12 protein-coding genes and 2 pseudogenes are annotated in these 12,573 nt (G+C 70.4%); 11 read left to right on the top strand and 3 right to left on the bottom strand.

Annotated elements, in window-relative coordinates:
• Positions 1–50: 50 nt before the first annotated feature.
• Positions 51–563 (bottom strand): Mpo1-like protein, encoded by a 513-nt coding sequence (locus D7V97_RS12680; RefSeq protein ID WP_120610879.1) that lies wholly within the window; start codon positions 561–563, stop codon positions 51–53.
• Between the two features lie 194 nt (positions 564–757).
• Here D7V97_RS12680 and D7V97_RS12675 point away from each other — a divergent pair, with 194 nt between their 5' ends.
• The 8 genes from D7V97_RS12675 to D7V97_RS12640 are packed head-to-tail and all read left to right on the top strand — an operon-like array spanning position 758 to position 7,494.
• Positions 758–1,624 (top strand): acyl-CoA desaturase, encoded by an 867-nt coding sequence (locus tag D7V97_RS12675; protein WP_120610878.1) that lies wholly within the window; start codon positions 758–760, stop codon positions 1,622–1,624.
• Positions 1,625–1,680: 56 nt separating this feature from the next.
• Positions 1,681–2,142, top strand: a complete 462-nt coding sequence (locus D7V97_RS12670; RefSeq protein WP_120610877.1) for a DUF4150 domain-containing protein — start codon at positions 1,681–1,683, stop codon at positions 2,140–2,142.
• Between the two features lie 27 nt (positions 2,143–2,169).
• Complete coding sequence (locus tag D7V97_RS12665; protein WP_233582724.1) at positions 2,170–2,688, top strand: DUF6484 domain-containing protein; 519 nt, start codon at positions 2,170–2,172, stop codon at positions 2,686–2,688.
• 25 nt (positions 2,689–2,713) lie between these two features.
• Positions 2,714–3,604: an AHH domain-containing protein gene (locus D7V97_RS12660; RefSeq protein ID WP_120610876.1), complete on the top strand. Its 891-nt coding sequence runs from the start codon at positions 2,714–2,716 to the stop codon at positions 3,602–3,604.
• Positions 3,604–4,227 (top strand): DUF1629 domain-containing protein, encoded by a 624-nt coding sequence (locus D7V97_RS12655; protein ID WP_120610875.1) that lies wholly within the window; start codon positions 3,604–3,606, stop codon positions 4,225–4,227. The genes D7V97_RS12660 and D7V97_RS12655 overlap by 1 nt, the downstream gene beginning before the upstream one ends.
• Positions 4,228–4,235: 8 nt before the next feature.
• The gene (locus tag D7V97_RS12650; RefSeq protein WP_158623351.1) at positions 4,236–5,603 is read left to right on the top strand and encodes a TIGR02270 family protein; all 1,368 of its coding nucleotides are present in this window, start codon (positions 4,236–4,238) and stop codon (positions 5,601–5,603) included.
• A 32-nt stretch (positions 5,604–5,635) separates the two neighbouring features.
• On the top strand, positions 5,636–6,721 hold the full coding sequence (locus D7V97_RS12645) for a hypothetical protein (RefSeq protein ID WP_120610873.1): 1,086 nt from the start codon (positions 5,636–5,638) through the stop codon (positions 6,719–6,721).
• Positions 6,718–7,494, top strand: a complete 777-nt coding sequence (locus D7V97_RS12640) for an Imm49 family immunity protein (protein ID WP_120610872.1) — start codon at positions 6,718–6,720, stop codon at positions 7,492–7,494. Before D7V97_RS12645 ends, D7V97_RS12640 begins: the two co-directional genes overlap by 4 nt.
• Before the next feature lie 13 nt (positions 7,495–7,507).
• Here the strand turns inward: D7V97_RS12640 and D7V97_RS12635 are convergent, their stop codons facing one another.
• Complete coding sequence (locus D7V97_RS12635) at positions 7,508–8,797, bottom strand: universal stress protein (protein ID WP_120610871.1); 1,290 nt, start codon at positions 8,795–8,797, stop codon at positions 7,508–7,510.
• Between the two features lie 324 nt (positions 8,798–9,121).
• Here D7V97_RS12635 and D7V97_RS46780 point away from each other — a divergent pair.
• From D7V97_RS46780 to D7V97_RS12625, 3 genes and pseudogenes are all read left to right on the top strand, one after another.
• A pseudogene (locus D7V97_RS46780) lies at positions 9,122–9,472 on the top strand (DUF6544 family protein); the annotation flags it as partial.
• A 76-nt stretch (positions 9,473–9,548) separates the two neighbouring features.
• Positions 9,549–9,752 (top strand): annotated as a pseudogene (locus D7V97_RS44620) (DUF6544 family protein); the annotation flags it as partial.
• 108 nt (positions 9,753–9,860) lie between these two features.
• Positions 9,861–12,329: a cation-translocating P-type ATPase gene (locus D7V97_RS12625; protein ID WP_199728787.1), complete on the top strand. Its 2,469-nt coding sequence runs from the start codon at positions 9,861–9,863 to the stop codon at positions 12,327–12,329.
• Between the two features lies 1 nt (position 12,330).
• Here the strand turns inward: D7V97_RS12625 and D7V97_RS44615 are convergent.
• A partial coding sequence (locus tag D7V97_RS44615) for a hypothetical protein (RefSeq protein ID WP_199728786.1) occupies positions 12,331–12,573 on the bottom strand: 243 nt, incomplete at its 5' end.

Raw genomic sequence — 12,573 nt, 5'->3', positions numbered from 1 at the left:
TTAACTAACGGGTTCTCGCGTGCGCACTCAATCCCTATCAGGGCAGGGCGTCAGCGGACGGCGACCGCTCCGGGGCTTCCGGAGGTCACCCGCGCGTGCAGGTCGCGCTTGAGGCCCAGGCCGAAGAGCACGAGCGTGAGGAGGTACACGGGCTCGATGAAGAAGAGCAGCGGGCCGCCCAGGGACAGGCCGTGGGTCTTCTTCTCGAAGACGACGTGTGCGCCCACCACCAGCGCGAAGCGCACCACCATCACGCCCACCGCCACGCCCACCGCGGTGCCGGTGGGCAGCCGCGCCACCGCCTCGGCGGCCAGGAGCGTGGGCACGAGCGGCAGCGCCATCAGCAGCCCCGCCGTCCACTCCAGCGTCACGGCGTAGAGGACCACCGCGAGGACCAACAGGTGCGCGGCGGTGAGGGCCACGCCGGGCACCGGCAGGCGCACCCACGACAGGGGCACGAGCAGGGCGAAGGTGAAGAGGTAGGCCCCCAGGAAGTGCACGGCGCGGCTGACACCGTTCTCGTGCAGGGGCATCCAGGTGCGCAGCTTGTCGGCGAAGCTCATGGGGGCCGAACCTAGGCCATTTCCGTCCGCTTTTCCTGGTCCGGGGGCTCTGGCTCCTCTCGCTGACGCCGCGGACCCCGGACGATGTTGGGTCGCAGTAGCGCGCCTCACGGTGACGCCGGTGCCACGGCAGCGAAGGCCTGGTGGGCCGGTTAGCAAGCGCACGTGGCCGTGGGGATTGGGGGCGTCTCATCATGTCGCGAAAGACAGCACCCGCACCGGTGCCGCCCGAAGTCGGGCAGGTGCGCTTCGATGTGTTCAAGAGTCTCTGGCTGTGGGCCATGCTGCTGCCTGGCGTCCTCTTCGGAATCCCTTCCGTGACACCGGTGACGCTCACCGTGTCCCTGGTGATGGCGTTCCTGACGCTCTGCCTCGGGCACTCGGTGGGGCTTCATCGCGGCTACATCCACCGGGCCTATGAGGCGAACCCGGTGGTGCGCGGAGGGCTCATCTACCTCTTCGTGCTGAGTGGCCTGGGGGGGCCGCTCTCATGGGCGCGGCTGCACGCCGTGCGCGACCACTGGCAGAACCAGCTCGATTGTCCGCCGTACTTCGCCTACCGGCACTCGCTGGCCCGCGACTTCCTGTGGAACCTGCACTGCCGGTTCGACGCGGCGGATGAGCGCGCCCTCTCGCGGCTGCCGCCGGGCCTCTTCGAGGACCGCTGGCTCCAGTTCCTGGAGCGCACCTGGCCCCTCCACGTGTTGGGGCTGGCGGCGGTGGTGTTCGCGCTGGGCGGTGCTGACGCGGTGGCTGTCTGTATTTGCGCCCGGACCGCGGGAGGCATCCTGGGACATTGGTTCGTCGGCTACGCCGCGCACGTCTGGGGTGAGCAGCTGCAGGCGCTCCCGGGGGCGACCGAGAGCGGCACGAATGTCTGGCTTCTGGGCGTGCTGTCGTTTGGCGAGGGCTTCCACAACAACCACCACGTGTACCCGGGCTCGGCGCGGATGGGGATGCGCGCGCACGAACTGGACCTGGGCTGGGGGAGCCTCCGTGTGATGGAGGCGTGCGGCCTCATCCACTCGCTCCGGGCGTGGCATCGCCCGGCGGCGGGCTGAGGGCCATTTGAGTTCCGCCGATTGAGAGGATATTCTTCACGGACGGGGGGTGAAGAATGGCGAACACCGTGGGTGTGAACAAGCTGTCGGTCGTCACCCGGGATAGCAACGGCGTCACCGTCGCCTTTCCCGACGTGTGCAAGACGCCCGGTCCGGCCGGCCCCCTCCCAATTCCCTATCCCAACATCGCGAAGTCCTCGGACACGGCGAAGGGGACCCGGAAGGTGTTGGTCGAGGGCAACCCGGTCTGCGTGAAGGATTCGAACTTCAGCACGAGTACGGGGGACGAGGCCGGCACCGCTGGCGGGGGTGTGGCCTCGGGGAAGACGAAGGGCAAGGCCGAGTTCGTCAACTACTCCTTCGATGTGCAGTTCGAGGGGAAGAACGTGGCTCGCGCCTTGGACCTGATGCTCCACAATGACAAGAACACCCCGCCCTTTCCCGTCATCCAGCCTCCGGTGATTGCCATTGGGGGCAGCTCCAAGGTCGTCTGCGACGAATGCGGCAAGCCGCGGTAGGCACAACGGGCGACGGAAGGAACACACATGGACGCCCCAGGCCCCCGTCGCAAGCGCATGCCCCCGCCCGAGGAACTGGCTGAGCGCATCCTGGGGCCCCGGGTGGGCTGGGTGACGGGCTCCACCTCCGGCGGCGAGGCGCTCGTGGACCATCCTGGCAATCCTCACGGGCCCCTTCCCGCGCGCAGCTCGGTTCCGCTGGACCGCGAAGCGCTCACCCGCGCGGCCCGGGCGCGGCAGGGCGCCATCCTGCTCTTCGAGAAGGGCGACCCCCGCCTGCCCCTCCTGGTGGGCCTCATCCACGCGCCCAGCGAGACGCCGCTGCTGGATGCCGTGCTGGACCCACCGCTCCAGGGAACGCCCACGGAGGCCCACGTCGACGGGAAACGGGTCGTCATCGAGGGGCGCGACGAGGTCGTGCTCCGCTGTGGCAAGGCCAGCCTCACGCTGCAGCGCAACGGACAGGTGCTCCTGCGCGGCATCAACATCCGGACCGAGGCGGACGAGGTGCACAAGATCAAGGGTGGCAAGGTCCAGATCAACTGACGGCACGTCAACCCAGGAGCGCATCATGTCGAAGGATCAGCACGACTGGGACGAGAAGAACCTCACGGTCAAGCACAAGGCGATCAAGGGTTCCACGGAGGGTGGCGCCTGTCTCAACCGGCATGACGGCAGCCGCGAGCAGAATGGCAAGGGCGTGCTGAAGGCGGTCTCGTGCAACCACCGCTGGCAGGGCTTCAAGAAGGCGCTGGAAGAGAAGGCGACCTACAACTGGCCCGCCTATGAGTCCTTGAGCCATCAGAAGACCTTCGCGATGGCGCTTCGCGCCCGGAGTGGCACGCGGCGGGTCCCGGCCCCCAACGGGGAGAACAAGGCCTGGGACCTCACGGAAGAGGGGAAGAACTTCCGGACCAGCTGCAACGTGCCCTTCTGGCACGAGGCGCACCACATCGTGCCCAACAACGTGCTCAAGGCCTGCATCGCCAATGTGGGCGACGGCAAGCCCTTGCAGGTGGTGTACGTGAAGAAGGTCCGCAGCGGGCTGCTCAAGGAGAAGTACAACCTCAATCACAAGCTCAACATCATCCTACTGCCCATGGACCGGAGCGTCGCGCGGGCCTTGAAGCTGCCCCGTCACCGGCTCACGGCGGAGCACCGCTCGCACAGGGCCTACAGCAACCACGTGCGCGTCAGGTTGGATAAATACCTCCGCCCGGTACAGAAGGCGGTGCAGAACCACGAGGGGCCGCCCGCGGACTACAATGCGTGCAAGTCGGACATCGAAGGGTTGTCGGAAGAGCTTTATGAGAAGCTCGTCTCCGCAGGAAGGTTGATGGCCTCGGGTGACATGAAAGGCGATGCCCTGGATGAAATCCCGGGCAGCCACTTCGACAAGGCTGTCAAGGCAGCAACGAAGACCGCTAAGGCGATGAAGAAAAACATCAAGGCTATCGACTAATGGGCAAGCGCACCGCGAGCACGGGGAAGATGCGGTTCTTCATGCTGGATACGCTGGGTGATCAGGACGACCCTGACCTGTGCGTGCTGGGCCGTTTCATCAAGGGCATCGAGATGGACGCGTGGCGCGTGGGCGACGGCGAGCGCGTGGGCGACCTCCTTCCCAAGGATGCCCGCATCGACATGGACAAGGAGAACCTCGGAATCCAGCTGTCCTCGCTGCTCGGCAATACGCGAAACATGCTCATCGTCCACAAGGACCTGAAGGATCTCATCCAGAAGCACGCTGGCGACGAGCAGGTGGAGTACCTGCCCTTCACGGTGTACGACCATCGCAAGCGCGCCCACGGCCGGGACTACTTCATCATCAATCCGCTGGGCACCTTCGATTGCCTGGACTTCGAGGCGAGCACCCTCCGGCGCGGGCGGGAGAATCCCGAGCGCATCTCGGACGTGCTCGAGCATGTGCTCGACCGGAAGAAGATGAAGGCGGCTCCGCCAATCTTCCGCGTCGACAAGGACTCAAGCACCTATGTGCTGGGCTACGAGTTGGCCAAGGAGATCAGCCAAGGTGACTTCACCAATGTCTTCGTGACGGAGTTGCCGTTCAGCGACGAGGCATGACCCGGGCCATGTCCACTCCCCTCATCCCTCTTCGTGAAGGCTTCGACGGGGCTCGACACCCCGGACGCATCCTCTGGGATGTCATCCAAGAGCACCTGGATGAGGCCGCGTTCTTCTGGCGTCAGCGGGAGCGCGGCCTCGCGTCCTGGGAGGATTCGCTCGAGGACGTTGCCGAGGGCGACGAGGCGCGCCTGTTCGCGCACGTGGAGGGGCTCGTCATCGGAGGCATGCCCGTCGCCACGCGCCTGCTCCTGCCCGCCCTGGAAGGCGAAGACGCGGGGCTGGTGGGGCCCGTGGCGCTCGCGCTCCTCGGGTCCCGAGGGGAGGCGCCGCTGGCGCTGCTGCTGCGCGGCCTGACAGAGGGGCCGGAGGAGGTCCGTCCTGAAATCCGACGTGCACTCGGGCTCAGCGACCGGAGCGGGCTGGACGCCGTGCTCCTCTCCCAGGTGGAGCGGGTAGGGCCGGACGCCCAGACGGCGTTGCTGGAGGTGCTGGCCGCGCGGCAGGCAGACCCGGGCCGGGTCCTCCCACGCTCGCTCGGGGCCGACTCCATTCCGGCGCTGTGGGTGGCCTCGCTGCACTCGGCGCGCTTCGCCGCGCGGCCGGTCGCGGAGGAACTCGCGCGGCAGGGACTGGAACATGGCGATGCCTCCGTGCGCTGCGCGGCCCTGGAGACAGGACTCATCCTGGGGCTTCGCGGGCCCTGGCGGGCGTGCCGGCGGCTGGCGGGAGCGGCGGGCGAGGAAGGCCGCCTGGCCAGGGTGGCGCTGGCGCTGGGCGGAGAGCCCGCGGACGTGAAGCAGCTCATCCAGGCCTTGGATGCGCCACGACTCCGGGCGGACGCGGTGTGGGCCCTGGGCTTCAGTGGGCGCAAGGTCGCGGCCGAGGCGCTGATGGACGTGCTGCTGCAGGACAAGGGCCTTCGGCTGGCGGCCGAATCGCTCGCCACCCTCACCGGACTCGACGTCGCGGAGCACCTGCTCGCGGAGGAGGAGGACGGCGAGGCTCCTCCGGCGGACCCGGGTTCCGAGGGAACCGGAGAGCAAGAGGGCGCCTGGCGTGTTCCAGCAGCGGCGGGCCGGGTGCAGGTCGCCTCCGTCGCGGCCTGGTGGCGGAAGGCGAAGGAGCGCTTCGATGAGCGAGGACGCTTCGTCCGGGGCGCGGCCTGGACTCCCTCGGCCGTGCTCTCCGAGCTGGCCCGCGCGCCCACGTACCTGCGTCCCGTCTGGGCCTTGGACCTGGCCGTGCGCTCCCGGGGCGCCTTCCAGGTGGCGACCACGGCGCGAGCCTCCCACCAACTGCGACAGCTCCAGGCTGTGACTGCGCCGCGGCTGGATCCGATACCCCGTGGCTTCGACAGCCTGATGACCGCCTGAGGACGGGAACGTCTGGGAGGAGGGAAGACCCCGTGGAGCTGGTGCTGACAGCCGCCGGTGCGGTGACGAGCGTCGGGCATTCGGTGGACACCGCTTGTGCCGCGATTCGCGCCGGCATCGCGCGGCCCCGGAAGCTTCGGGAGTTCCGGGTGGTGGACGAGGAGTCCCAGGAGGACATCCCCGTGACGGGCCACCCCATCCACGGCTACACGGACGGCTTCCAGCTCCTCGGGCGGTGGCTGCGGCTGGCGCGAGGCGCCGTGGAGGATGGGCTTTCCCATCCCGGCATGTCGGGCGCGACGGGCGCCTTCTGGCAGAAGACGGGGCTCGTCGTCGTGACGCCGCCCGCGGACGATGAGGTCTTCCTGTCGGAGCCGGGAGGGGCCCTGGAGCAGATGCGGGAGGGCTACCTCCAGCCACTCCACCGTGCGCTCGGGCTGGCCATCGCCGAACCGAACGTGGCGCTCATGCCCCTCGGTCACGCGGGCACCGCCGCGGGGCTCCAGCACGGCATGCAGTGGATGGCTTCACGCGGCCTGGAGCGCGTGTTGCTGGTCGCGGTGGACTCCTATCTCGACGAGCTGTTGCTCCAGCAACTCGCCAGTCAATCCCGGCTGAAGAGCGAGGACCATCCCGTGGGGTTGATGCCGGGAGAGGCCGGCGTGTGCCTGCTGGTGGAGACGGAAGCGAGCGCGCGTCGCCGGGGGATGGAGTCCGCCGTCTTCATCGACAAGGTCGCCACTGGCCGGGAGCCCGACCACTTCGGCTCGGGTCGGCAGAACATGGGCCGCGGGCTCGCCGGGTGCATCCAGGAAGTCCTCGCCGCCACTCCGTCTGCCTTTGAAGGCGACCTCTACTCCGACCTCAACGGCGAGCCGTGGCGGGCCCATGAGTGGGGCTGCGTGCGCACCCACCTTGCGACACGGCTCGGGGCCGCACGACTTCACATTCCTGGCACCTGCGTGGGAGAGGTGGGGGCCGCGAGTGGCGCGCTGGGAGTATGTCTGGCCGCGCACGACCTCTCACGGGGCCACAACCCACAGGCCCATGCGCTCGTGATCTCCAGCTCCGAGCACGGTGAGGTGGGCTGTCTGTCAATTCGGAGGAAGCACCCATGAGCGCCGTCTACCTGCCCGTTCACGTCCAGAACGCCCTTGAAGACAACCGGGAGCTCTTTCCTCGCATCCTCGCTGGCGCCCCCCAGCGACAGGTCCTCGTGTTCTGCCAGAACTTCCGCATCGCGGGCATCGGGAAGCTCTTCCTGGACGGCTCACCGGAGCCGCTCCGCTTCCACCTTCACCAGAGCGGTCGCGCCTTCGCCCACTTCCTCGCGCATGCACCGGAAGCGGGTCTGCTCGGGAGCAAGGCCTTGCCGTTCTTTGATGCCTTCGCCGCGGAGGACTTCCAGGGCGCGGAGGAGATCGCGCGACGCTCCCGGCGGACGTGGGCCCGGGGAAAGGAGTACGAGGAGGATTTCCTCTTCGTGGAGTTCTGCATGCAGCACGCCTGTCTCGGGGCCTCGCGCTCCACGCTGGAGGCGCTGCTCGAGCGCTATGAGAAGGCGCTCGAAGGCTCGGAGGACTTCCGGCTGGAGGTCTGCAAGGCACTGCTGGACGCCCGGGAAGATGCCTTCAACGCGGCACTGGAGCAGTACCTGGATGCGCGGAGCGATGCGTGGGCGGAGTCCGAAGACAACGGGAGCGTTGCCCCCGAAGCCCTCGTCACGGAGGGACGCTTCTCTGTCGAAGGGCTCAGCCTGGTGCGCATGGCGGAGCGCCAGGGGCTAGCGACCGAGCCGGACTACCTTCACATCCCGTCGCTCGCGCGCAAGGGACGTCCTCCCATCTTCGATGCCCGCTCCTGGGAGCGCATCCCGGTGGATGAGGGCTGAGGCACGGGGCCCGTCAGCGCGCGGGCGGACGCAGCACCAGCACGGGGCGGCGGCTCTGGGCGAGCACCTGCCGCGCCACCGACCCGAGCAGCGCCTCCTTCAGCCCGCCATGCCCGCGCGAGCCCAGGCAGACGAGGTCCGCGTCCTGCCGCTCCGCTGCCTGGGTGAGCGCGAGCGCCACGTCCCTGCCGATGAGCACCTCCGCGTGCGTGCTGACCTCGCGCTGCTCCAGCCCTCGCGGCACGCGCTCCAGCAGCTGGCGCTGGAGGACGCGGTGCTGCTCCGGTGAAGTGGGCTCGGGCACCACCGTCACCAGGTGCACCTCGGAGCCCGCCGGGGCCAGGGCGAAGGCAAGCGGGATGGCTTCGTCCGCGAGCGGGGAGAGGTCCGTGGCCACCAGCAGCCGCCGCACCTGGGGCAGCGGCGCTTCACCTTGCGAGGCCGCGTCGCGCGCCGGCACCGCGACCACCGCCATGGGCGCGAGGCGCAGCGCGTGGTGCGCCACCGACGCGAGGTTGCCCAGGGCCGTGTGGTGGTGCGTGCCCACCACCAGCACATCCGCCTCACGCTCCTGCGCCAGGTCCACCAGGTGGTCTGCCGCGCGGCCCACGCCCTGGCGCAGGTGCACCGTCGGCGAGTTGCCGACGCTCGCGCCCGCGAGCGTGGCCACCTCGTGCAAGAGCATGTCCTGCAACAGGGGGCTGGCGTCATCCATCGTGGCGGGCACGGGCAGCCCCAGCCGCTGGCACTGCTCGTAGACGTAGTAGACGTGGCCCGCGAGCAGCTCGATGGGGCCATACAGGCCCAGCTCCTCCAGCCACAGGCGGGCGGCCAGGGTGCCCCGCGAGCGGTCCACGCCGAGCATCACGCGCAGCGGCCGCTTGCCCGAAAGCCAGTCCTGGAAGGGGGCCGCGTCCCGCACCCGCAGCAGCGGCAGCGCCGTGGTCTGGGCGATGCGGTCCAGGCTGCCACCCGCGCCAGGGTAGGGGACCTCCCCGCGCGGAGGGCCCACCACCAGCAGGCGCGCTTCGTGCTCGTCGCAGAAGTCGGCGAGCGCCCGCTTCGAGCCGTTCTCCAGGAGCGCCACCTGCACCCGCGCGCCAAGCCCGCTCAGGCGTGAGGCCTCCTCGCGCAGCAGCGCCTGCAGGCCCTCGCGCACGGGCTCGGCGGCGACGATGAGCTGATCCGGATGCACCTGGTGCACGAGCCACAGGGTGCGCTCACGCCGGGCGGCGAGCCGGGCGGCCACCGTCGCGGCCTGGCGAGACCCCTCGGAGAAATCGATTGCGCAGACGATGGTCATGGACGGACTCCAGACGAAGGGGAGCGCCGTACCTCGGCTCCCGGCGGGTGGCTGTGGGGATGCGCCCCATCTTTCCTGGAGTGCTCTTCACGTCGCGTGCCGGACGTCATCGCGGGGGCCCTGGCCCTGGCCGCGCAAGGACTGCGGCGTCCGGCGGCCCTCGCGCAAAACCTGCGCGGGGCTCCACGCGGTCCCGTTCACTCCTTGGGTGGCACGGTGTTCGCAATTCATGCCCTCCGATGAGGGCGAGCAGGGCCGCGTGCTGCATTCCTCACGGGGCACCTGGTCGGAGGGGGGCGTGGCGTGGCCTGAGGGGGGCACGCCATGTCCTCCCGCAGTGCCGAACGGCCTCGCGGAAGGGAGCACGGGATGAGCCTTGAGCGCACCTTCCAACAAGAGGTCCAGGACGAGCTCGCGAAGCACCCCGCGACTCCGGCCGGAGTGCTGACCGGAGAGGAGCTCGCGGGCTTGCCGGAGCCCGTCCAACGCTACTTCCACGCCAGCGGGTTCGTGGGCAGGCCCCGGGTCGTCAACCTGCGGCTCCACTGGAAACAGCTGCGCCTGAAGCGCTCTCGCGACGCGGACTGGATGGCGCTGGAGTGCGAGCAGTTCAACTCCGTCCCGGAGCCCGTGCGCATCGTGCTGATGCGGGCGAAGCTCGCGGGCCTCGTTCCCTTCGAGGGGCGCGACAAGTACCAGGACGGCCACGGCAACATGCGCGTGCGCCTGGGACACCTACGACGCCGACGAGTGCATCCGCTTCGACACGGAGGACCGCTGGCAGGACGGCCGCCCGCCGCGCAAGGTGCCGTGGTCCGCGAACTTCGGCGCGTACCGGCGCGACGACGGCCTCCGCTTCCCGACCGCCGTGAGCGGGACATGGCACGAGCCCGACGCTGCTTTCACCTACGTGGAAGGCACCCTCCAGGCCCTCACGTACAACGTCGCGGCCTGAGGTCTCCGGCGCTGGCGTCCCTCGTGCAAGAGGCCGGGCCGTGCACCCCAGCGCGGCCTGACTCGCGGCGGCGGCACGACAGGAGTGGAGCCGATGGAGCCGAGCGCCGTGAGTGACCTGCAGGGACCGCGCTGGGGCTTGAGCCAGGAGGAGGCCGCCCGGCGGTTGCGCGAGGGCGGGCCCAACACGCTGACGCGCGAGCAGCCCCGGCCCGCGTGGGCCTTCCTGGGCCGCCAGTTCCGTTCGGGCATGGTGTGGCTGCTGCTGGGTGCGTGTGTCATCGCGGGGCTGCTGGGCGAGCTGGCGGACGCGGTAGCCATCGCCACCATCGTGGTGCTCAACGCGCTGGTGGGCTTCCTCCAGGAGTACCGCGCGGACCGGGCGGTGCTGGCCCTGCGCGCGCTCACCGCGCCCAACGCGCGGGTGCTGCGCGACGGGACGAGCGCCATGATCCCGGCGTCGGAGGTGGTGCCCGGGGACGCGCTGGTGCTCGAGGCGGGGGACGTGGTGGCGGCGGACGCGCGGCTGCTCGACGCGCATGCCCTGCTCACGCTGGAGGCGGCGCTCACCGGGGAGAGCACGCCGGTGGACAAGAAGGTCGGGGCGCTGCCCGAAGGCACGCCGCTGGCGGAGCGGCGGGACCGCGTCTTCATGGGGACCTCGGTGGCGGCCGGCACGGCGGTGGCGGAGGTGACGGGCACGGGCATGGCCACGGAATTGGGGCGCATCGCGCACCTGGTGCAGTCGGCGGAGGAGTCGGAGACGCCGCTGCAACAGCGACTGGAGGGCGTCACCCGCATGTTGTTGGTCGTGTGCGTGGCGGTGGCGGTGCTGGTGGCGGGGCTGGGCCTGCTGCGCGGGCAGGGGTGGCTGGAGCTGCTGCTCGCGGCGGTGGCGCTCGCGGTCGCGGCGGTGCCGGAGGGGCTGCCCACGGTGGTGACGCTCGCGCTCGCGGTGGGTGTGCAGCGGATGGCGCGCGTCCACGTGCTCGTGCGCCAGATGCAGGCGGTGGAGACGCTGGGCGCGGCCACGGTCATCTGCACCGACAAGACGGGCACGCTCACCGCGGGCATCATGGAGGTGCGTGACGTGTGGCCCCCCGCGGCCGAGCGCCGCGTGCTGGAGGTCGCCGCGGGCTGCTGCGACGCGGAGCTGCCGACGCAGGGCAAGGCGGGCGCGGGAGACCCCACGGAGCTGGCCCTGCTGCTGGCCGCGCGGGCCCAGGGCTTCGAGCGTGCGGACCTCGAGCGCGAGCGACCCCGCCGGGCCGAGCAGCCCTTCGATTCGGACCGCCGGCGCATGAGCATCCTGCGGGCGGACGGCGTGCTCTACGTCAAGGGCGCGCTGGAGGCGCTCCTGCCGCTCTGCCGCGACGTGCCCCTGGGCGTGAAGGAGGCCAACGCCGCATTGGCGGGGCGCGCGCTGCGCGTGCTGGCGGTGGCGGAAGGACGGGGCGCCGACGAGAAGGACCTCACGCTGCTGGGGCTCGTGGGGCTGGCGGATCCGCCCCGGCCGGAGGCGGTGGAGGCCGTGCGCGCGGCGCGTGAGGCCGGAGTGCGCACGGTGATGATCACCGGAGACCACCCGGCCACGGCCATCGCCATCGCGAAGGAGCTGGGCCTGTTGCGCGACGGTGAAGCGCCGGAGGGCACGGTGCACGCGCGGGTGACAGCGGAGGACAAGCTGCGCATCGTGCGCGGGTGGAAGGAGCGCGGGGAGATCGTCGCCATGACGGGGGACGGCGTGAACGACGCGCCGGCCCTGCGCGAGGCGCACATCGGCATCGCGATGGGGCGCACCGGCGCCGAGGTGACGCGCGAGGCGAGCGACCTCATCCTCACGGACGACAACTTCGCGAGCATCGTGGCGGCCGTGCGCGAAGGCCGCGGCATCTACGAGAACATCCGCAAGACGCTGGTCTACCTGCTGGCCGGCAACGGCGGGGAGCTGGTGCTGATGCTGGGCGCGTCGCTGCTGGGACTGCCCCTGCCGCTGCTGCCCCTGCACCTGCTCTGGGTGAACCTCGTCACGGACGGGCTGCCGGCGCTCGCGCTGGTGATGGACCCCGTGGCCACGGACGTCATGCAGCGCCCGCCGCGCCGCCCGGACCAGCCGATGCTGGGGAAGGGGGAGTGGGGCGCGGTGCTCGCCACCAGCCTCGTGGATGCGTGCGTCACGCTGGGCACCTTCCTCTGGGCCCTGCGGCACCTGTCGCTCGTGGAGGCGCGCACCCTGGCCTTCACCGTGCTGGTGCTCTGCCAGCTGCTGCGGGCCTTCTCCGCGCGCAGTGAGCGGCTGCTCTTCTGGGAGGTGGGCCCCTTCAACAACCGGCCGCTGCTCGCGGTGGTCACCCTCACCGTGGCGCTGCAGCTGGGCATCCAGCAGGTGCCCGTGCTCGCGGCCTTCTTCTCGCTCGCGCCGCTGGGCCGGGACCACCTCGCGCTCGCCTTCGCCCTGGGGCTCATCCCCGTGAGCGTGCTGGAGCTGCGCAAGCTCGCGGTGCGCGCGTACGCCCGGGCCCAGGCTCGGAGACGCGAAGCGGGCAGGCGCGCCGAGGGGCACCTCGGCGCACGGTGAGCTACTTCGTGGGCGACGCCGGAGACGGCGGGGGCGGCACGGGTTCCACCTGCGCCGTCTGCCCGTCCACCCTCAGCTCCAGGGGCGGGTGGCCCTCCGGCGCGGCGTAGTGGAGCCACCACGACGCTTCATCCTGCTTCGCCGTCACCAGCTTCACCTCGTAGTCCAGGTTCCGCGCGTACGCGGCGCCCAGCCGCACCGCCTCGTCGTAGCCCACGGTCAGCGTCACCGAGGTGGGCGGGGG

Source organism: Corallococcus sp. CA053C (genome assembly GCF_003611675.1).
Taxonomy (GTDB): Bacteria; Myxococcota; Myxococcia; order Myxococcales; family Myxococcaceae; genus Corallococcus.
Note: the sequence above shows the minus strand (reverse complement) of the source record. Positions and strands in the feature narration are given on the sequence as shown.